The sequence below is a fragment of the Streptomyces sp. NPDC031379 genome (assembly GCF_055569615.1).
Genome location: NZ_JBVIIT010000015.1, coordinates 191,128 through 208,835 on the forward strand (window position 1 = coordinate 191,128; position 17,708 = coordinate 208,835).

The following is a 17,708-nucleotide window of genomic DNA, read 5'->3' on the forward strand; positions in this document are numbered from 1 at the left end:
GACGCAGTCGTTGTATGCTGCTCCGGTTGCCCGATCCGATCGGGCCATTCCCCTGGCAACGCCACTCAAGATCTCAGGTTCTTACGATCTCGATCCCGGCATGCCGGGATCAACCGTAAGTGCATCTGAAGTCTTTGGAGTGACCCGTGGCTGCCAACTGCGACGTCTGCGGCAAGGGGCCGGGCTTCGGCAACAACATCTCGCACTCGCACCGCCGTACGTCCCGCCGCTGGAACCCGAACATCCAGCGTGTGCGTACCGTGGTCGGCGGGACGCCGAAGCGCGTGAACGCTTGCACCTCGTGCATCAAGGCCGGCAAGGTCTCGCGCTGACGCTACCTCCCCCCACTCTCGGCTTCGCTCGAGCGGGGGGACCCCCATCCGCGCGCGGCCACTGCCTGGTCCGCTGCACTGAGCCGGTCCACCCTCGGGTGGACCGGCTTTTTGCCGTACCGCCTTCGGGTCGGCCGGCCTTTCGCCGTACCCCGGCGCGCCTCACGTCCTGAAGCGCCACCCGTGGTCCACCGGCCCGATCCCGGCGCCCAGCGCGAAACCCGCCGCGATCGCCCCGGTGACGTACTCCTTGGCCTGGGTGACGGCCTCCGGCACGGACAGTCCCTTCGCCAGCCCCGACGCGATCGCGGACGCCAGCGTGCAGCCCGTGCCGTGCGTGTGCCGGTTGTCGTGGCGCGGGGCCCGCAGCCAGTGCTCCGCCGAGCCGTCCGTCAGAAGATCCACGGCCTCCCCCGGCAGATGCCCGCCCTTGATCAGCGCCCAGCGCGGCCCGTACTCCAGCACGGCCGCCGCGGCCCGTCGCAGATCGTCCTCCGACTCGACCCGTACCCCGGTGAGTTGGATCACCTCGTCGAGGTTAGGGGTCGCCACGGTCGCCACCGGCAGCAGCCGGGTGCGGACCGAGTCCAGTGCGGAGGCGGCGAGCAGCGGGTCGCCGTGCTTGGAGACGCCCACCGGGTCGACCACGGCGGGCGCGTCCGTGCCGGAGATCAAGTCGGCGACCGCCTCGACCAGTTCGGCCGAGGCCAGCATCCCGGTCTTCACGGCCTGGACGCCGATGTCGTCCACGACGCTGCGGTACTGGGCCCGTACCGCCTCCACGGGCAGCTCCCAGGCGCCCTGCACGCCCAGGGAGTTCTGTGCGGTCACCGCCGTGATCACGCTCATCCCGTGCACGCCGAGCGCCAGCATCGTCTTGAGGTCGGCCTGGACGCCCGCGCCGCCGCCGGAGTCCGAGCCCGCCACCGTGAGAACCCTGGGGATCATGACTCCATGTCCCCGAAGTGGTCCCAGCCGCCCTTGCTGGTCCAGGGCGCCCCGTCGACCGTCACCTGGGGCAGCGCCGAGGGGTTGAGGACCTCGCCGATGACCTTCCAGCGGGCCGGCAGCTTGGCGTCCGACGGGAAGGTCGCCACTATCGCGTGGTCCTCCCCGCCGGTCAGCACCCACTGCAGCGGGTCCACACCGACGGCCTGCCCGATGTCGTTCATCTGCGTGGGGATGTCGATGGCGCCGGAGCGGATGTCGATGCGGACCTTGCTGGCCTCGGCGATGTGCCCGAGATCGGCGATCAGCCCGTCGCTCACGTCGCACATGGCGGTGGCGCCGAGCGCGGCGGCGGCCGGGCCCGCGTGGTACGGCGGCTCCGGGCGCCGGTGGGCCTCCACGAAGGCCCGCGGCGAGCGGAAGCCCCGGGCGAGCACCGCGTAACCGGCGGCGGACCAGCCCAGCCAGCCCGTGACGGCCACGAGGTCGCCGGGCTGGGCGCCGGCGCGGGTCACCGGCTCCTGGTTGCGCAGATCACCGAGCGCGGTGATCGACACCATGATCGTGTCGCCGCGTACGACGTCGCCGCCGACCACGGAGGCGCCCGCGACCTGGCACTCGTCGCGCAGCCCGTCCATCAGCTCGGTCGGCCAGGTCACCGGGAGTTCGGCCGGGACGACCAGGCCGAGCAGCAGTGCGGTCGGTACGGCGCCCATGGCGGCGATGTCCGCTAGGTTCTGCGCCGCCGCCTTGCGTCCGACGTCGTACGCCGTGGACCAGTCGCGGCGGAAGTGCCGCCCCTCCAGCAGGATGTCGGTGCTCGCCACCACCCGGCGGTCGGGCGCGGCGACCACCGCGGCGTCGTCGCCGGGACCGACCCGGACCGCCGGAGTGGTGGTGAGACGGGAGGTGAGCTCCCTGATGAGCCCGAACTCCCCCAGCTCACCGACAGTGCCCTTCATCGCCCTTGGCTCCCCTTCTCTGCCGTGCCGTGCCCGGTCGCGCGTCATCAGTGTCCCCGATACCGTCGAGGTGACCGTCGCCGCGGTCGGGATGACCCTCGTCGCGGTCGAGGTGACCGTCAACTTCCGTCGTGCCTGCACCCTGGCGCGCAAGCCCGGTCCCCGTAGGTCTCCCCGCGGGGAGCGGCAACGCGATACCGTGGCGTTCCTTTTCCCCACATGATCCTCGTGGCCGCCCTGGAGGTTCCGTGGTACAGGCGTACATCCTGATCCAGACGGAGGTCGGCAAGGCGTCGACCGTCGCCGAGACGATCAGCAAGATCCCTGGAGTGATCCAGGCCGAGGACGTGACGGGACCGTACGATGTCATCGTGCGCGCCCAGGCCGACACGGTCGACGACCTCGGCCGCATGGTGGTCGCGAAGGTCCAGCAAGTGGACGGCATCACCCGCACCCTGACCTGCCCGGTCGTGCATCTGTAGCCCCCGTCTACCCTTGGCCGGTGAACATCTTCCGTCACCGGCCCTTCGGCCTGCTCGCGCCCGCGCTGCTGGTCGCGGTCGCGGGCTGTTCTTCGAGCGACGACGGCGCCGCGGTGGCGGTTCCCAGTCCCGACGCGAAGACGGCGAAGGTGTGCCGGGATCTGCACCGGGCGCTGCCGCGGAAGCTCGACGGAAAGGGCCGCGACGACCCCGAGCCCCGGTCCGCCTACACGGCGGGCTGGGGAAACCCGGCGATCATACTGCGCTGCGGTGTCGTACGGCCGCCGAAGATGATCGATCCCAAGGTGGCCGAGGGGGGCGACCCGGACGCGATCGCGGGCGGGGTGAACGGCGTCGACTGGCTGATGGAGAAGCAGGGCGACGGCACCTGGCGGTTCACCACGGCCAACCGCGTGGCCTATGTGCAGGTGAGCCTGCCCGAGGGGATGTCCGCGCAGGAGGAGGGCACCTCGGTGCTCACGGATCTCGCGGCCGCCGTCGGGAAGGCGATCCCCAAGGGGATCGCCTCCATGCGCTGACTCCGTGCCGTTCGGTCAGCGCAGCCCCGTCGAGCGGCGCAGCGCGGCCCGCACCAGCCGGTCGATCAGTTCCGGGTAGCTGACACCGGTGGCCTGCCACATCTGCGGGTACATCGAGATCGGCGTGAAACCGGGCATGGTGTTGATCTCGTTGATGACGAACTCGCCGTCCTCGCCGAGGAAGAAGTCCGCGCGGACCAGGCCCTCGCAGGAGGCCGCCTCGAACGCGTCGATCGCGAGCCGCCGCACCTTGGCGGTCTGCTCCTCGGTGAGCGGCGCCGGGACGATCCCGGGCGTGGAGTCGATGTACTTGGCCTCGAAGTCGTAGTACGCGTGCGCGTCCGGCGGCGGGATCTCGGCCGGGACGGAGGCGCGCGGGCCGTCCTCGAACTCCAGGACGCCGCACTCGATCTCGCGGCCCCGTACGGCCGCCTCGACCAGGATCTTCGGGTCGTGCGACTGGGCCTCGGCGATCGCCTCGTCCAGGCCCGAGAGGTCGTCGACCTTGGTGATGCCGATGGAGGAGCCCGCGCGCGCGGGCTTCACGAACAGCGGCCAGCCGTGCTCGCCGGCGAAGTCGATGATCTTCTTGCGGGCGGCGGACTCGTCCTGGGCCCACTCGCGGGGCCGGATCACCACGTACGGGCCGACCTTGAGCCCGAAGGAGGTGAACACCCGCTTCATGTACTCCTTGTCCTGGCCGACGGCCGAGGCGAGCACACCGGAGCCCACGTACGGCACCCCGGACAGCTCCAGGAGGCCCTGCAGGGTGCCGTCCTCGCCGTAGGGGCCGTGGAGCACCGGGAAGACCACGTCGACCTCGCCGAGCGCCTTGGGCACGGCGCCGGGCTCGCTGTAGACGACCTCGCGGCTGCCGGGGTCGACGGGGAGCACCACGCCGCCCTCGGCCGACTCCGCCAGGTCCGCGACCTCGGGGGTGCGGCGGTCGGCGATGGCCATCCGCTCCGGTTCGTCGGCCGTCAGCACCCAACGGCCCTCGCGGGTGATGCCGATCGGCAGGACGTCGTACTTCGTCCGGTCGATGGCGCTCAGGACGGCGCCGGCGGTGACCGCGGAGATCCCGTGTTCGGAACTGCGTCCGCCGAACACGACGGCCACGCGCGGCTTGCGCGACGGCTGCTCAGGGCTCTGGGGGAGGTTCTCGGTGCTCATATCGCGTTGAGAGTACCCGTTGGTAGAGCCCGGATACAGCGACGACGGTCCGCCGGAAGAGGGGCGTCGCTCAGCGTCGTTCGGGCTTCGCGCTGCGCGACATCAGCTCCTTGAGGGCGACCACCGGAGGCTTGCCCTCGTGCACGATGTCCACGACCGTCTCGGTGATGGGCATCTCCACGCCGTGCCGGCGGGCCAGATCCGCCACCGACTCGCAGGACTTGACACCCTCGGCGGTCTGCCGGGTGACCGCGATGGTCTCCTGCAGGGTCATGCCCTTGCCGAGGTTGGTGCCGAAGGTGTGGTTGCGCGACAGCGGCGAGGAGCAGGTGGCCACCAGGTCGCCCAGGCCCGCCAGTCCGGAGAAGGTCAGCGGGTCGGCGCCGAGCACGACACCGAGCCGAGCGGTCTCGGCGAGGCCCCGGGTGATGAGGGAGCCCTTGGCGTTGTCACCGAGGCCCATGCCGTCCGCGATGCCGACGGCGAGCCCGATGACGTTCTTCACGGCACCGCCCAGCTCGCAGCCGACCACGTCGGTCTCCGTGTACGGCCGGAAGTACGGCGTGTGGCAGGCGGCCTGGAGGCGCTGGGCGACGGCTTCGTCGGTGCAGGCCACCACCGCGGCGGCGGGCATGCGGGCGGCGATCTCGCGGGCCAGGTTGGGTCCGGTGACGACCGCGATCCGGTCGGCGCCGACCTTGGCGACGTCCTCGATCACCTCGCTCATCCGCATGGCGGAGCCGAGTTCGACGCCCTTCATCAGGGAGACGAGCACGGTGCCGGGCGCGAGCTGCGGGGTCCACTCGGCGAGGTTGGCGCGCAGGGTCTGGGAGGGGACCGCGAGGACGGTGAAGTCCGCGTCCCTGAGCGCCTCTGCCGCGTCGGAGGTGGCGCGCAGGTTCTCCGGGAGTTCGACGCCCGGCAGGTAGTCGGGGTTGGTCCGTGTGGAGTTGACCGCCTCGGCCAGCTCGGGCCTGCGGGCCCAGAGGGTCACCTCGCAGCCCGCGTCGGCGAGGACCATGCCGAAGGCGGTGCCCCATGAGCCGGTGCCCATGACGGCCGCCCGGACAGGCTTGCTCACGTGCCGCTCTCCTGTTCCTTGCCGGTCTGTGCCTCGGCGCGTTCCCTGCTCTGCGCCTGGGTACGGCGCCGCTGCTCGATCCGCTCGCGGCGCGGATCGTAGGGCGTCTCGGGTGCCTTCTCGCCGCGGATCTGCTCCAGCTGGCGCGTGATGGCCGCCATGATGACCTCGGTCGCCTCCTTCAGCAGGTCCGGGGTCATCTCCCGGTCGTAGAAGCGCGCGAGGTCCACGGGCGGGCCCGCCAGGACGCGGTGGGTCTTGCGCGGGAAGAGGTGGGGCTTCTTGGCGTAGGGCGGCAGCAGTTCGTTGGCGCCCCACTGGGCGACCGGAATCACCGGGCACTTGGTCTGCAGGGCCACCCGCGCGGCACCGGTCTTGCCGGTCATGGGCCAGCCGTCCGGGTCGCGGGTGAGGGTGCCCTCGGGGTAGAAGGCGACGCACTCGCCGCGCTGCACGGCGTCGATCGCGGCCCGGAAGGCGCTGAGCGCGTCCGTGCTCTCGCGGTAGACGGGGATCTGCCCGGTACCGCGCATGGCGGCGCCGACGAATCCCTTCTTGAAAAGTCCGCTCTTCGCCAGGAATCGCGGAACCCGTCCGGTGTTGTACTGATAGTGCGCGTACGCGAAGGGGTCCACGTGGGAATTGTGGTTCACCACGGTGATAAATCCGCCCTCGGCCGGAATGTGCTCCATTCCACGCCAGTCCCGCTTGATCAGAATCACCAGCGGCGGTTTGCAGATCACCGCGGCGAAGCGGTACCAGAAGCCGATTCTGCGGCGGGGCACAAGGACACCTTCCTCTAGGGCTGCCATCCCGGCGGGGGGCCGCACAAGTGTGGCCCCGGGCCGCCGGTCTGTCGAGAACACCGTACGCCCCGACACACGGGCCGCCGGATGCCGCAGGTGACAATGGCCGGGACGAGAGAGGGGCGGTACGCCGGTGCAGTGGACCTTGGTCATCCCCCTGAAGCCCCTGACACGGGCCAAGAGCAGGCTGGCGGACACCGCGGCGGACGGGGTGCGCCCGGGGCTGGCCCTCGCGTTCGCACAGGACACGGTGGCCGCGGCGCTGGCCTGTGGGGCGGTGGCGGATGTGGCGGTCGTCACGGACGACGGGCTGGCCGCCCGCGAGCTGGCGGCACTGGGCGCGCGCATCGTCCCGGACGCCCCGGCGGACGGCCTGAACGCCGCTCTGGCGCACGGAACGGCGGTCGTACGGGAAAGGCGCCCCTGCACGCCGGTCGCGACCCTGAACGCCGATCTGCCGGCACTGCGGCCGCTGGAACTGGGGCGGGTGCTGGACGCCGCGGCGGAATTCCCGCGGGCGTTTCTCGCGGATGCGGCGGCGCTGGGTACGACACTGCTGGCCGCGGGCCCCGGCCGGGAATTGCGGCCGGCGTTCGGCGTGGATTCCCGTTCCCGGCACCGGGCCTCCGGCGCGACGGAACTCCTGCTGTCAGGGGTGGATTCGGTACGGCAGGACGTGGACACCGGCGACGACCTGCGCGCCGCGCTGGCCCTGGGGGTGGGGGCGTATACGGCGGCCGTCTCCGCGGGGTTGCTGATTCCCGGATCCTGAGGCGCCCCGAAGGGGCGCCGGGAGCCGCGCGATCGGCCACGACGGGCCCGCGGCCGGCGGGCGGCCCACGCCCCTACGGCCGGCCACCGGAGGCACTACGCTGCTGCCATGCAGGCCACCGCGTACACCTACGACCCCGAGACCCGCAGTGGGCAGGTGCTTCTCGACGACGGCACCCCCCTGCCGTACGACTCCGCCGCGTTCGACGCCGGCGGCCTCCGGTTGCTGCGGCCCGGACAGCGCGTGCGGATCGAGACCGAGGGTGCCGGTGACGGCCTGCGGATCACCCTCGTAACCCTTCAGACCCTGTAACTGCCCTTACACACGCCGCGGGGCGGGCTCCCGAGGGGAGTCCGGCCCGGCGCGTGGATGCCCCGGTGGCCTTACGAGGCCTTGCGGGCGGTGGCCTTCTTCGCGGTGGTCTTGCGGGCCGTCGACTTCTTGGCCGGGGCCTTCTTGGCGGTGACCTTCTTCGCCGGGGCCTTCTTGGCCGTCGCCTTCTTGGCGGTGGTCTTCTTCGCCGCGGTGGTCTTGGCGGTCGCCGCCGCCTTCTTGGCGGGCGCCTTCTTCGCCGTGGTCTTCTTCGCCGCGGCCGTCGTCTTCTTCGCCGGTGCGGCCTTCTTGGCGGTGACCTTCTTCGCGGCGGCCTTCGTGGTCTTCTTCGCGGCGGCCTTCTTGACCGTCGCCGCGGCGCCGCCGGTCAGGCTGCCCTTGGGCGCCTTCTTGACGGAGACCTCGCCACCGCGGGGAAGCTTCTTCGACCCGCTCACCAGGTCCTTGAAGCCCTGGCCCGCGCGGAAGCGCGGCACGGAGGTCTTCTTGACCCGAACCCGCTCGCCCGTCTGGGGGTTGCGGGCGTAGCGGGCGGGGCGGTCCACCTTCTCGAAGGACCCGAAGCCGGTGACCGAGACCCGCTCGCCCGCGACGACCGCGCGGACGATGGCGTCCAGGACATGATCGACAGCATCGGCGGCCTGCTGGCGGCCGCCCATCTTGTCGGCAATCGCTTCTACGAGCTGCGCCTTGTTCACGTCTTCCCCTTCGGAGACCTCGCCAGAACGAAAGTGTTCAAGCTTTTTCGCACGTTAGGCAGATATATACCGCAAATCAAACACGAAACGGGCTAATCACCCTTGTGCCGCAACGGACTCGGCCGTCCCGGACGGTTCAGCGGTCCTCGTCGGGGATCCGACCCTCGTCGAGGTCTGCGGTGAACCGCTCGAGCCGCCTTGCCGCATCGGCGAGATCGTGCTTGGCCGCGGCCGTAATGACCAGCAGCTTCCGGGTCAGCGCCATCCGTACGCCCTCCGGGACTTGCAGTGCGCGCACCCGTCGGTGCGCTTCCTTGAGCTGGTTCGCGACCGCCGTATAGAGCTGGAGTTGGCCGTCGTGTTCCATGCACAGATTGTGCCATCTGGGGCGAGTTGTCGCCTGCGCAGGGTGCAACTGCCGCCTCAAATGGCCTTCCAGGCACTTGCGGCGGGCGCGAACACGGTACTCACGTACCCGAACAACAGCCCTCGTAACGTGGGGAGTTGGGGACGCCGCCGGAAACGCGCAGGGCCGTTCGGGTGCAGACATGGCTGTACCCCCAATCGTGGCGATCAGGGGTACAGACGGGGTGTTGAGGTGGCCGAAACCCGACCCGCTCAGGGCGGGTGGATCAGACCTGCAGCGTCCGCGGCTTGTAGGCGGGACGCCCGGTCTCGTAGGCGGCGATGTCGCTCTCGTTCCGGAGCGTGATGGAGATGTCGTCCAGGCCGTTCAGCAGCCGCCAGCGGGAGTTCTCGTCCAGCTCGAAGGAGGCGGTGATGCCCTCGGCACGCACCTCACGCGCCTCAAGGTCCACAGTGACCTCAGCAGTCGCGTCCTTCTCGGTCAGCTCCCACAGCGCGTCCACGATCTTCTGGTCCAGCACCACCGTGAGCAGGCCGTTCTTCAGCGAGTTGCCTCGGAAGATGTCCGCGAAGCGGGAGGAGATCACGGCCTTGAAACCGTAGTTCTGCAGCGCCCAGACGGCGTGCTCGCGGGAGGAGCCGGTGCCGAAGTCGGGACCGGCGACCAGGACCGTGGCGCCCTGCCGCTCGGGGCGGTTGAGCACGAACTCCGAGTCCTTGCGCCAGGCCTCGAACAGCCCGTCCTCGAACCCGTCCCGGGTGACCTTCTTGAGCCAGTGAGCAGGGATGATCTGGTCGGTGTCGACGTTGCTGCGGCGCAGCGGGACGGCCCGGCCGGTGTGGTGGGTGAAGGCTTCCATGGTTCTCAGACTCCAGCGGGCGCGGGGACGTCGGTCAGGTCGGCCGGGGAGGCCAGGTGGCCCAGGACGGCGGTGGCCGCCGCGACCTGCGGCGACACCAGGTGCGTACGACCGCCCTTGCCCTGCCGGCCCTCGAAGTTGCGGTTGGAGGTGGACGCGGAGCGCTCACCCGGGGCCAGCTGGTCGGGGTTCATGCCCAGGCACATCGAGCAGCCCGCGTGCCGCCACTCGGCGCCCGCCTCCTTGAAGACCACGTCCAGGCCCTCGGAGACGGCCTGCAGACCGACGCGCGCGGAGCCCGGGACGACCAGCATCCGTACGCCGTCGGCGACTTTGCGGCTCCGCAGGATGTCGGCGGCGGCGCGCAGGTCCTCGATGCGGCCGTTGGTGCAGGAGCCTACGAAGACGGTGTCCACCTTGATGGAGCGCAGCGGCTGTCCGGCCTCCAACCCCATGTATTCCAGGGCCTTTTCGGCGGACAGGCGCTCCGAAGCGTCTTCGTACGAAGCCGGGTCGGGGACGGACGCCGAAAGCGGCGCACCCTGGCCGGGGTTGGTGCCCCACGTGACGAACGGCGACAGTGCGTCGGCGTCGATGACGACCTCGGCGTCGAAGACCGCGTCCTCGTCCGTCTTCAGGGTGCTCCAGTACTCGACCGCCGCGTCCCAGTCGGCGCCCTCGGGGGCGTGCGGGCGGCCCTTGAGGTAGGCGAAGGTGGTCTCGTCGGGAGCGATCATGCCCGCGCGGGCGCCGGCCTCGATCGACATGTTGCAGATGGTCATCCGCGCCTCCATCGAGAGCTTCTCGATGGCCGGGCCGCGGTACTCCAGGACATAGCCCTGGCCGCCGCCGGTACCGATCTTCGCGATGATCGCCAGGATCAGGTCCTTGGCGGTGACGCCGTCGGGCAGCTCGCCCTCGACGGTGATCGCCATGGTCTTCGGACGGGCCATCGGCAGCGTCTGGGTGGCCAGCACGTGCTCGACCTGGGAGGTGCCGATACCGAACGCCAGCGCGCCGAAGGCGCCGTGCGTGGAGGTGTGCGAGTCACCGCAGACGACGGTGGTGCCGGGCTGGGTCAGACCCAGCTGCGGGCCGACGACGTGCACGACGCCCTGCTCGACGTCGCCCAGCGGGTGCAGACGCACCCCGAACTCGGCGCAGTTCTTGCGCAGCGTCTCCAGCTGAGCCCGGGAGACCGGGTCGGCGATGGGCTTGTCGATGTCGAGGGTGGGGGTGTTGTGGTCCTCGGTCGCGATGGTGAGGTCGAGGCGGCGCACCTGACGGCCGTTCTTGCGCAGCCCGTCGAAGGCCTGCGGGCTGGTCACCTCGTGCAGCAGGTGCAGATCGATGTAGAGGAGGTCGGGCTCGCCCTCGGCGCGCCGGACGACATGGTCGTCCCAGACCTTCTCCGCGAGTGTCCTACCCATCGCTTTCCCTCCGGCCGGCAAACGTCCACCGGCCCAACTAGAGATCTTGAGGAAGCGGTGGCTGCCCTTTTCGGGGCCCCTGAAGTCGTGATTCCGGGCGCCCACCGCCAGGCCCGTTGGTCTGCGGGCCGCTGTGTGATTCCAGGGTGGCGCGTTCCACGGAAAATTGAACTTGCGTTTCACAGAGTGAGACGCAAGTATCGTTGCATGGACAACAGTAGCGGCGTCGGCGTTCTGGACAAGGCGGCCCTCGTCCTGAGCGCTCTGGAGTCCGGTCCGGCCACCCTCGCGGGTCTGGTCGGGGCCACCGGACTGGCACGACCCACGGCCCACCGTCTGGCCGTGGCCCTGGAACACCACCGCATGGTGGCACGCGACATGCAGGGCCGGTTCATCCTCGGCCCCCGCCTCGCGGAGCTTGCGGCGGCCGCGGGCGAGGACCGCCTGCTCGCGACGGCCGGCCCCGTGCTCACCCACCTCCGCGACGTCACCGGCGAGAGTGCCCAGCTCTACCGGCGCCAGGGTGACATGCGGATCTGCGTGGCCGCGGCGGAACGCCTGTCCGGCCTGCGGGACACCGTGCCGGTCGGCTCCACCCTCACGATGAAGGCCGGCTCCTCGGCGCAGATCCTGATGGCCTGGGAGGAGCCGGAGCGCCTGCACCGGGGGCTGCAGGGCGCCCGCTTCACGGCGACGGCCCTGTCGGGCGTACGGCGGCGCGGCTGGGCCCAGTCCATCGGCGAGCGCGAGCCGGGCGTCGCGTCCGTCTCGGCGCCCGTCCGCGGCCCCTCCAACCGCGTGGTGGCCGCCGTGTCCGTCTCCGGCCCCATCGAGCGCCTGACGCGCCACCCGGGCCGTATGCACGCTCAGGCGGTCATCGACGCCGCTGCCCGCCTGTCGGAAGCCCTGCGCCGCTCGGGCTGAGCCGCACCCCCCGAACGCCGAGGAGGGCCTGCCTCAACGCCGCGGCAGGCCCTCCTCACTCCCCGTTCCCCCCGTCAGCCGGTCCTCTCGGTGACCGGCGGCTCGGCCGACCGATGCGCGAACCGGTCCTTCGCGTAGCGCCCCCGCTTCCCCAGCGGCACCTGCCCGTGCGCGGCGGCCAGCCCGAACGCCGGCATGTCCGCGTAGATCGCCTCGTACGATCCCTCCGGCACGATGTAGGCCTCGTGCCAGATCCCCACGTGCCCGCGCATCTTCCCGGCCCGCTCCTTGCGGTTGAAAAGGGCCCAGACCCGGTGGTGGAAGGCGTCCGGCGCGGTCGCGTACGCGTACAGCTTCTCCTTGGACTCCCAGTACTGGACGACGTAGTACGTCCGCGGGGAGGCCGTCAGCAGCACGCGCTCCAGCAGCCCCCGGTCACGGTCCCGCGCAAGCTCCCCCAGCATGCGGATCATCGCCAGCATGACCGGCAGCCACTGGTGCACCGCCCAGAAGTGATTGACCCGCATCCCGATGAGCAGGACCACCACGTCCCCTTCGGCATCCGCGGTCGTACGGCCCGGCACCGGCTTCGCGAACATGGCGGCCCCCTCGCCCCCGTATCGGATAGCGGCACTATCCTTCTGGTCGGTGCTTGGATAGTGGCACTTCCCAAGGAGGGGCGCAAGAGATGCGGCTGGCCGAACTCAGCGAGCGCAGTGGGGTGTCCACCGCGACGATCAAGTACTACCTGCGCGAAGGGCTGTTGGCGCCGGGCCGCCAGATCAACGCGACGACCGCGGAGTACGACGAGGAGCACCTGCGCCGGCTACGGCTGGTGCGCGCGATGATCCAGGTCGGCAGGGTGCCGGTGGCGACGGTCAGGGAGGTGCTGGGGCACGTCGACGACGACTCCCTGCCCCGTACGATCCGCCTCGGCGCCGCGGTGTGGTCGTTGCCGCAGGTGCCGGAGCCGGACGCGGACGACGAGTTCACGCAGAGTGCGCGGGCCGCGATGCAGCAGCTGCTCACGACGCTGGGGTGGACCCACGCCCAGGCCCTGTCACCCCTCTCGCCGTCCTTCCGCTCGCTCGTGGGGGCGGCGGCCGCGCTGCGCCGTACCGGCATCGACTGGGACACCGAACAGCTGGTTCCCTACGCCCGGTTGATGCACCAGGTGGCCGAGCTGGACATGGACTTCATGGAGTCGCACGTGTCGGAGGCCGAGAAGGTGGAGGTCGCGGTGCTGGGAGCGGTCCTCGTCGAGCCGATTCTGCTGGCGCTGCACCGGTTGGCGCAGGAGGAGGAGTCGAGCCGGAGGTACGGCTTCGAGTAACGCCGAAGGCCCTCCACCGAAGTGGAGGGCCTTCGAACTGCGTACCCCCGACCGGATTCGAACCGGCGCTACCGCCTTGAGAGGGCGGCGTGCTAGGCCGCTACACAACGGGGGCGTGGACACTGCGTTTCCGCAGGTCCGAGCTGGTCTACCTGGACTCGAACCAAGACTAACTGAACCAGAATCAGTCGTGCTGCCAATTACACCATAGACCAATGATGGTTTAGACCAGTCAGTACCCCCGACCGGATTCGAACCGGCGCTACCGCCTTGAGAGGGCGGCGTGCTAGGCCGCTACACAACGGGGGCCCTAGCGATCCCGACAGGATCAGGATCAGTACCCCCGACCGGATTCGAACCGGCGCTACTGCCTTGAGAGGGCAGCGTGCTAGGCCGCTACACAACGGGGGCGTTGCAGATAAGCTCTGCGAGCTGGCCTACCTGGACTCGAACCAAGACTAACTGAACCAGAATCAGTCGTGCTGCCAATTACACCATAGGCCACTGGAACTCAAGCCCCTGCGGGGTCCTCGTTCTAGCTTGCTCCTCGGGGTTCCGGCCTTTCGGCCTGCTCCCCTCGGCGCAGGAAGAACATTACCCGAAGGTGGACGGGGCTCCAAAACGGGTATCCGCGCGGACGAGTGCCGGGAGTTCGGCGAGGCTCGAGATCCGGTGCGCGCCGACCTCTCCGGCGGCCCGTGCGTAGGCCGCGCCGCGGTCGATCCACACGGACAGCAGCCCGGCCTCGGCGGCACCCCGCCCGTCGATCTCGGGGTGGTCGCCGACGTACGCCACCTCGTGCGGGGACAGGCCCAGCGCCTCGCAGGCCGCGAGGAAGGCACGGGCCTGCGGCTTGGAGACGCCCAGCTCGGCGGCGCACAGCACGGCCTCGAACCGGTCCAGCAGGCCGAGGGTGCGCAGTTTGTGTTCCTGGACGGTGACGCTGGAGTTGGACAGCACCGCGTGCCGGTGGCTGGCGGCGAGGGCCTCCAGGGCGGGAAGGACGTCCGGGAAGAGGCTCCAGGCGGCCTCGTAGTGACCGACGTAACGCTGGAACCAGGCGTCCGCCTCCGCGTCGGCCAGCTCCTTGCCGAGGAACACCCGGACGCGGTCCCGCCGCTGCCCCTGGAACGTGGCCTCGCCGGCCGCGTACCGGGCCCACTGCCGGTCGGTGATCTCCCGCCACCGGGCCAGGGCCTCCTCGACGCTCCCGTGGTCGGCGAGCAGCCCCTCGGCCGCGAGATGGGCACGCATGCCCTTGCGGTCCGCGGACGTGTAGTCGAACAGGGTGTCGTCCACGTCCCAGACCACGGCTCTGATCGTCATGCCACCGACCGTACCGCCGGACCGGCCGGCGAGGTGGGGATTCGGGTCCGCGGCGGTCAGGCCGGGTCCGCCGGGGTCTCGGACGGGTCCGGTGCCACGAGGAAGTCCGTCACGAAGCAGGTGACCTCACCCGTCGCCGAGCGGCCCGTCCAGGTGGGATAGCAGCCGTCGCCCCAGCCCGAGGTGAAGGCGGCCAGGCTGTGGCCGGTGGACGGTGAGGTGACCAGGTGCGGCCCGACCGACCAGTCGCTGTCCTCGAACGCGTCCCACAGCGGCCCCTCGTCCTCCCGGGCCTCCGGGAACGCCTCCTCGGCCGAGGCGTCGTAGAAGCAGCCGGTGCCCGCGTCGACCCCGTATCCGAAGAACTCGTCGTCCTTGAGTTCGGCGGGGTCCTGGCCGGGGAGCAGGGCCAACTCCCAGCTCGCCGTCGCCTCCTCGCGGATGACGAGGCGGGCCGCGGCCACGCGCAGGTGGGGGCGGTCGGACTCGGGTTCGCCGGGCCGGCCGAGGGTCGCGACCGCCGCTTCGACGCGATAGCGGCCGGGCTCGACGGCGACCGTGAAGGGCTCGACGTCCCCGGTCCCGAGGCAGACGAACGGGTCACAGGCGACGACCCGGCCGGTGGGGAGGTCCAGCTCGCCGCCGTCGGCCAGATGGATCACACCCGTGGTCCCGGACTCGTAGGTGAACGTGCTGCCCGGGGTGAACATCCAGGTGTAGTCACGAGGGTCCATCGGCATGACGGCGCCTTTCCCGATCTTGCTTGCGGTGTGGGCCGAAACACTAGTGCGGCCCACCGACAGGCATGACCGAGGGGCGGCAGCCGGTGTGCGGCCGCCGCCCCTCGGGGGAAAGCCCGGGTTACGCCGTCAGCCTGGCCAGCGCCGCGTCGACGCGCGCCAGCGTCTTCTCCTTGCCCAGGACCTCCAGGGACTCGAAGAGGGGCAGGCCGACCGTGCGGCCGGTGACGGCGACACGGACCGGCGCCTGGGCCTTGCCGAGCTTGAGGCCGTGCGCCTCGCCGGCGGCCAGGACGGCCTCCTTCAGCGACTCCGCCGAGGTCCAGTCGGCGGACTCCAGCTTCTCGCGGGCCGTGCGGAGCAGGGCGTCGGAGCCCTCCTTCATCGCCTTCGTCCAGCTCGCCTCGTCGAAGACCGGCTCCGGCAGGAACAGGAAGTCGACGTTGTCGGTGATCTCGGAGAGCACCTTCAGACGGGTCTGGGCGTGCGGGGCGATCGCCTGCCACCGGGCCTCGTCGAAGTCCTCCGGCGCCCACGGGGCGAACGGGGCCTTCAGCCAGGTACGGCAGCGCTCGGTGAACTCCTTCACATCCAGCATGCGGATGTGGTCGGCGTTGATCGCCTCGCACTTCTTCAGGTCGAAGCGCGCCGGGTTGGGGTTCACGTCGGCGATGTCGAAGGCCGCGACCATCTCGTCGATCGTGAAGATGTCCTTGTCCGCGCTGAGCGACCAGCCGAGCAGGGAGAGGTAGTTGAGCAGGCCCTCGGGCAGGAAGCCGCGCTCGCGGTAGAGGTTGAGCGAGGACTGCGGGTCGCGCTTGGAGAGCTTCTTGTTGCCCTCGCCCATCACGTACGGCAGATGGCCGAAGGCCGGGGTCCGCTTGGCGATGCCCAGCTCGGTCAGCGCCTTGTACAGGGCGAGCTGGCGCGGGGTGGAGGAGAGCAGGTCCTCGCCGCGCAGGACGTGGGTGATGTCCATCAGCGCGTCGTCGACCGGGTTCACCAGCGTGTACAGCGGGGCGCCGTTGGCGCGGACGATGCCGTAGTCCGGCACGTTCTCCGGCGTGAAGGTCAGCTCGCCGCGGACCAGGTCGGTGAAGGTGATCGTCTCGTCGGGCATGCGGAAGCGGACGATCGGGGTGCGGTCCTGGGCCTTGTACTCCTCGACCTGCTCGGCGGTCAGGTCCCGGCAGTGACCGTCGTAGCCGGAGGGCTTGCCTGCGGCGCGGGCGGCCTCGCGGCGGGTGTCCAGCTCCTCCTGGGAGCAGTAGCAGTGGTAGGCGTAGCCGCCGTCCAGGAGCTTCTGCGCGACATCGGCGTACAGGTCCATGCGCTGCGACTGGCGGTACGGGGCGTGCGGGCCGCCGACCTCGGGGCCCTCGTCCCAGTCGAAGCCCAGCCAGCGCATCGAGTCGAGCAGCTGGTTGTACGACTCCTCCGAGTCGCGGGCCGCGTCGGTGTCCTCGATGCGGAAGACCAGGGTGCCCTGGTGGTGCCGGGCGAACGCCCAGTTGAACAGGGCGGTGCGGACCAGGCCCACGTGGGGGTTACCGGTGGGCGAGGGGCAGAAACGGACGCGTACGGGGGAGCCGGGTGCGCTAGCCACGCTTGACAACCTTGTTGGTGAGAGTGCCGATGCCTTCGATGGTGACGGCGACCTCGTCGCCGACGTTCAGGGGGCCGACCCCCGCGGGGGTGCCGGTGAGGATGACATCGCCGGGGAGCAGGGTCATGGCCTCGGAGATGTTGACGACCAGGTCCTCGATGGGGTGGATCATCTCGCTCGTGCGGCCCAGCTGGCGCTGTTCGCCGTTGACGGTGAGCTGGACGGTCAGGTCGTTCGCGCGCTCGAGGTCCAGGTCCGTCTCCACCCAGGGGCCGAGCGGGCAGGAGGTGTCGAAGCCCTTGGCCCGGGCCCACTGCTTCTCGCGCTTCTGCACGTCGCGGGCGGTGACGTCGTTGGCGCAGGTGTAGCCGAGGATCACGTCCTTGACGCGCTCGCGCGGGACCTCGCGGCACATGCGGCCGATGACGACGGCCAGCTCGGCCTCGTGGTGCAGTTCCTCGGAGAACGGCGGGTACTGGATCTCGTCACCGGGGCCGATCACCGAGGTGGACGGCTTGAAGAAGGCGAACGGGGCGTCCGGTACCTCGTTGCCCAGCTCGCGCGCGTGCTCGGAGTAGTTGCGGCCGAACGCCACGACCTTGTTCGGGAGGACCGGAGGGAGCAGCCTGACCTTGCTCAGCGGCACCTTCGTCCCGGACAGCTCGTAGTCCGCGAACGGGATGCCCTTGATGATGTCGAGGACGAGTTCGTCCTGCTTGTCGCCCTCGACCGCGCCGAAGGCTACGTTCCCGTCGATGGAGAACCTGGCGATGCGCACGGGATCCTTGCGCCCCTCACTGAGAACCGGCGTACTGACGCCCCAGGTTAACCGGTCCAAGGGCCGGGCGTTCGGCCGGTACGGCGGCCGGCCGGGTGTTCTCCGGTCACGGAAAGCGGGGCGACGGAATTCGTTCCGGGAGTCATCCCCGCAGGTCAGAGCCGCGTGGCGGGTCTGTGCGACGGAAATGGCTCGTGTTTCCCGGGGCCGCCAAAGGGG

Annotated in this window: 21 protein-coding genes and 5 tRNA genes; 7 read left to right on the forward strand and 19 right to left on the reverse strand. The window is 70.4% G+C overall.

From position 1 onward, the window contains the following. Positions 1–146 precede the first annotated feature (146 nt). A complete protein-coding gene (gene rpmB, locus ACZ5CW_RS22675) occupies positions 147–332 on the forward strand; it encodes a 50S ribosomal protein L28 (protein ID WP_003993230.1) in 186 nt (61 codons plus the stop codon). A 162-nt stretch (positions 333–494) separates the two neighbouring features. On the opposite strand, the gene thiD is transcribed toward rpmB, so the two are convergent. Both thiD and ACZ5CW_RS22685 read right to left on the reverse strand, forming a co-directional pair. Further along, the gene (gene thiD, locus ACZ5CW_RS22680) at positions 495–1,280 is read right to left on the reverse strand and encodes a bifunctional hydroxymethylpyrimidine kinase/phosphomethylpyrimidine kinase (protein ID WP_468604083.1); all 786 of its coding nucleotides are present in this window, start codon (positions 1,278–1,280) and stop codon (positions 495–497) included. Beyond that, the gene (locus ACZ5CW_RS22685; RefSeq protein ID WP_468604085.1) at positions 1,277–2,242 is read right to left on the reverse strand and encodes a thiamine-phosphate kinase; all 966 of its coding nucleotides are present in this window, start codon (positions 2,240–2,242) and stop codon (positions 1,277–1,279) included. The genes thiD and ACZ5CW_RS22685 overlap by 4 nt, the downstream gene beginning before the upstream one ends. 248 nt (positions 2,243–2,490) lie before the next feature. On the opposite strand from ACZ5CW_RS22685, the gene ACZ5CW_RS22690 reads away from it, so the two are divergent. Together ACZ5CW_RS22690 and ACZ5CW_RS22695 are read left to right on the forward strand one after the other, a co-directional pair. After that, positions 2,491–2,724, forward strand: a complete 234-nt coding sequence (locus ACZ5CW_RS22690) for an Lrp/AsnC family transcriptional regulator (RefSeq protein WP_003997603.1) — start codon at positions 2,491–2,493, stop codon at positions 2,722–2,724. Between the two features lie 20 nt (positions 2,725–2,744). Next, positions 2,745–3,263, forward strand: coding sequence for a DUF3515 domain-containing protein (locus tag ACZ5CW_RS22695; protein ID WP_468604088.1), 519 nt, complete (start codon positions 2,745–2,747; stop codon positions 3,261–3,263). 15 nt (positions 3,264–3,278) lie between these two features. Here the strand turns inward: ACZ5CW_RS22695 and ACZ5CW_RS22700 are convergent, their stop codons facing one another. The 3 genes from ACZ5CW_RS22700 to ACZ5CW_RS22710 all read right to left on the reverse strand — a co-directional run bounded on the left by ACZ5CW_RS22700 (position 3,279) and on the right by ACZ5CW_RS22710 (position 6,302). Continuing rightward, positions 3,279–4,436, reverse strand: a complete 1,158-nt coding sequence (locus ACZ5CW_RS22700) for a D-alanine--D-alanine ligase family protein (protein WP_468604090.1) — start codon at positions 4,434–4,436, stop codon at positions 3,279–3,281. 70 nt (positions 4,437–4,506) lie between these two features. Beyond that, positions 4,507–5,517 (reverse strand): NAD(P)H-dependent glycerol-3-phosphate dehydrogenase, encoded by a 1,011-nt coding sequence (locus ACZ5CW_RS22705; RefSeq protein WP_468604092.1) that lies wholly within the window; start codon positions 5,515–5,517, stop codon positions 4,507–4,509. Beyond that, entirely contained in the window at positions 5,514–6,302 is a 789-nt protein-coding gene (locus tag ACZ5CW_RS22710) for a lysophospholipid acyltransferase family protein (RefSeq protein ID WP_468604094.1), read from the reverse strand. Before ACZ5CW_RS22710 ends, ACZ5CW_RS22705 begins: the two co-directional genes overlap by 4 nt. Before the next feature lie 154 nt (positions 6,303–6,456). Between ACZ5CW_RS22710 and cofC the strand changes: the two genes are divergently transcribed. Both cofC and ACZ5CW_RS22720 read left to right on the forward strand, forming a co-directional pair. Continuing rightward, positions 6,457–7,095, forward strand: a complete 639-nt coding sequence (gene cofC, locus ACZ5CW_RS22715; protein WP_468604096.1) for a 2-phospho-L-lactate guanylyltransferase — start codon at positions 6,457–6,459, stop codon at positions 7,093–7,095. Positions 7,096–7,203: 108 nt separating this feature from the next. Continuing rightward, complete coding sequence (locus ACZ5CW_RS22720) at positions 7,204–7,407, forward strand: hypothetical protein (RefSeq protein ID WP_468604098.1); 204 nt, start codon at positions 7,204–7,206, stop codon at positions 7,405–7,407. 71 nt (positions 7,408–7,478) lie between these two features. Here the strand turns inward: ACZ5CW_RS22720 and ACZ5CW_RS22725 are convergent, their stop codons facing one another. The 4 genes from ACZ5CW_RS22725 to leuC form a co-directional block, all read right to left on the reverse strand. Further along, positions 7,479–8,126, reverse strand: a complete 648-nt coding sequence (locus ACZ5CW_RS22725; protein ID WP_468604100.1) for an HU family DNA-binding protein — start codon at positions 8,124–8,126, stop codon at positions 7,479–7,481. A 136-nt stretch (positions 8,127–8,262) separates the two neighbouring features. Next, positions 8,263–8,493, reverse strand: coding sequence for an SCO5555 family protein (locus tag ACZ5CW_RS22730; protein WP_468604102.1), 231 nt, complete (start codon positions 8,491–8,493; stop codon positions 8,263–8,265). Between the two features lie 265 nt (positions 8,494–8,758). Further along, positions 8,759–9,352, reverse strand: a complete 594-nt coding sequence (gene leuD / locus ACZ5CW_RS22735) for a 3-isopropylmalate dehydratase small subunit (RefSeq protein WP_468604104.1) — start codon at positions 9,350–9,352, stop codon at positions 8,759–8,761. Between the two features lie 5 nt (positions 9,353–9,357). Beyond that, complete coding sequence (gene leuC, locus ACZ5CW_RS22740; protein ID WP_468604106.1) at positions 9,358–10,782, reverse strand: 3-isopropylmalate dehydratase large subunit; 1,425 nt, start codon at positions 10,780–10,782, stop codon at positions 9,358–9,360. A gap of 207 nt (positions 10,783–10,989) precedes the next feature. On the opposite strand from leuC, the gene ndgR reads away from it, so the two are divergent. Further along, positions 10,990–11,706 carry an IclR family transcriptional regulator NdgR gene (ndgR, locus tag ACZ5CW_RS22745; RefSeq protein WP_009320373.1) on the forward strand — a complete coding sequence of 239 codons (717 nt, stop codon included), beginning with the start codon at positions 10,990–10,992 and terminating at the stop codon, positions 11,704–11,706. 74 nt (positions 11,707–11,780) lie between these two features. Here the strand turns inward: ndgR and ACZ5CW_RS22750 are convergent, their stop codons facing one another. Next, positions 11,781–12,305, reverse strand: a complete 525-nt coding sequence (locus ACZ5CW_RS22750) for a DUF4188 domain-containing protein (RefSeq protein WP_468604108.1) — start codon at positions 12,303–12,305, stop codon at positions 11,781–11,783. An 89-nt stretch (positions 12,306–12,394) separates the two neighbouring features. Here ACZ5CW_RS22750 and ACZ5CW_RS22755 point away from each other — a divergent pair, with 89 nt between their 5' ends. Beyond that, the gene (locus ACZ5CW_RS22755) at positions 12,395–13,039 is read left to right on the forward strand and encodes a MerR family transcriptional regulator (RefSeq protein ID WP_468604110.1); all 645 of its coding nucleotides are present in this window, start codon (positions 12,395–12,397) and stop codon (positions 13,037–13,039) included. Positions 13,040–13,081: 42 nt separating this feature from the next. Here ACZ5CW_RS22755 and ACZ5CW_RS22760 read toward each other — a convergent pair. The 9 genes from ACZ5CW_RS22760 to ACZ5CW_RS22800 all read right to left on the reverse strand — a co-directional run bounded on the left by ACZ5CW_RS22760 (position 13,082) and on the right by ACZ5CW_RS22800 (position 17,489). Beyond that, positions 13,082–13,154: transfer RNA gene (locus ACZ5CW_RS22760), tRNA-Glu, on the reverse strand. 28 nt (positions 13,155–13,182) lie between these two features. Beyond that, a tRNA-Gln gene (locus tag ACZ5CW_RS22765) sits at positions 13,183–13,254 on the reverse strand. A gap of 21 nt (positions 13,255–13,275) precedes the next feature. Beyond that, positions 13,276–13,348, reverse strand: a tRNA-Glu gene (locus ACZ5CW_RS22770). A 29-nt stretch (positions 13,349–13,377) separates the two neighbouring features. Then, positions 13,378–13,450, reverse strand: a tRNA-Glu gene (locus tag ACZ5CW_RS22775). A 21-nt stretch (positions 13,451–13,471) separates the two neighbouring features. Continuing rightward, positions 13,472–13,543: transfer RNA gene (locus tag ACZ5CW_RS22780), tRNA-Gln, on the reverse strand. A 90-nt stretch (positions 13,544–13,633) separates the two neighbouring features. Next, positions 13,634–14,365: an HAD family hydrolase gene (locus tag ACZ5CW_RS22785; RefSeq protein ID WP_468604112.1), complete on the reverse strand. Its 732-nt coding sequence runs from the start codon at positions 14,363–14,365 to the stop codon at positions 13,634–13,636. Positions 14,366–14,421: 56 nt separating this feature from the next. After that, positions 14,422–15,105 carry a DUF4241 domain-containing protein gene (locus tag ACZ5CW_RS22790; RefSeq protein WP_468604114.1) on the reverse strand — a complete coding sequence of 228 codons (684 nt, stop codon included), beginning with the start codon at positions 15,103–15,105 and terminating at the stop codon, positions 14,422–14,424. A gap of 121 nt (positions 15,106–15,226) precedes the next feature. Next, a complete protein-coding gene (gltX, locus tag ACZ5CW_RS22795; RefSeq protein ID WP_468604116.1) occupies positions 15,227–16,711 on the reverse strand; it encodes a glutamate--tRNA ligase in 1,485 nt (494 codons plus the stop codon). Then, positions 16,704–17,489: a fumarylacetoacetate hydrolase family protein gene (locus ACZ5CW_RS22800; protein WP_468604118.1), complete on the reverse strand. Its 786-nt coding sequence runs from the start codon at positions 17,487–17,489 to the stop codon at positions 16,704–16,706. The genes gltX and ACZ5CW_RS22800 overlap by 8 nt, the downstream gene beginning before the upstream one ends. Between the last annotated feature and the right edge of the window lie 219 nt (positions 17,490–17,708).

Excerpts from the sequence above, each read along its gene's own strand:
- thiD (WP_468604083.1), bottom strand. The coding sequence starts at position 1,280 with ATGATCCCCAGGGTTCTCACGGTGGCGGGCTCGGACTCCGGCGGCGGC.
- ACZ5CW_RS22685 (WP_468604085.1), bottom strand. The coding sequence starts at position 2,242 with ATGAAGGGCACTGTCGGTGAGCTGGGGGAGTTCGGGCTCATCAGGGAG.
- ACZ5CW_RS22700 (WP_468604090.1), bottom strand. The coding sequence starts at position 4,436 with ATGAGCACCGAGAACCTCCCCCAGAGCCCTGAGCAGCCGTCGCGCAAG.
- ACZ5CW_RS22720 (WP_468604098.1), top strand. The coding sequence starts at position 7,204 with ATGCAGGCCACCGCGTACACCTACGACCCCGAGACCCGCAGTGGGCAG.
- ACZ5CW_RS22730 (WP_468604102.1), bottom strand. The coding sequence starts at position 8,493 with ATGGAACACGACGGCCAACTCCAGCTCTATACGGCGGTCGCGAACCAG.
- leuD (WP_468604104.1), bottom strand. The coding sequence starts at position 9,352 with ATGGAAGCCTTCACCCACCACACCGGCCGGGCCGTCCCGCTGCGCCGC.
- leuC (WP_468604106.1), bottom strand. The coding sequence starts at position 10,782 with ATGGGTAGGACACTCGCGGAGAAGGTCTGGGACGACCATGTCGTCCGG.
- ndgR (WP_009320373.1), top strand. The coding sequence starts at position 10,990 with ATGGACAACAGTAGCGGCGTCGGCGTTCTGGACAAGGCGGCCCTCGTC.
- ACZ5CW_RS22750 (WP_468604108.1), bottom strand. The coding sequence starts at position 12,305 with ATGTTCGCGAAGCCGGTGCCGGGCCGTACGACCGCGGATGCCGAAGGG.
- ACZ5CW_RS22755 (WP_468604110.1), top strand. The coding sequence starts at position 12,395 with ATGCGGCTGGCCGAACTCAGCGAGCGCAGTGGGGTGTCCACCGCGACG.
- ACZ5CW_RS22785 (WP_468604112.1), bottom strand. The coding sequence starts at position 14,365 with ATGACGATCAGAGCCGTGGTCTGGGACGTGGACGACACCCTGTTCGAC.
- ACZ5CW_RS22790 (WP_468604114.1), bottom strand. The coding sequence starts at position 15,105 with ATGCCGATGGACCCTCGTGACTACACCTGGATGTTCACCCCGGGCAGC.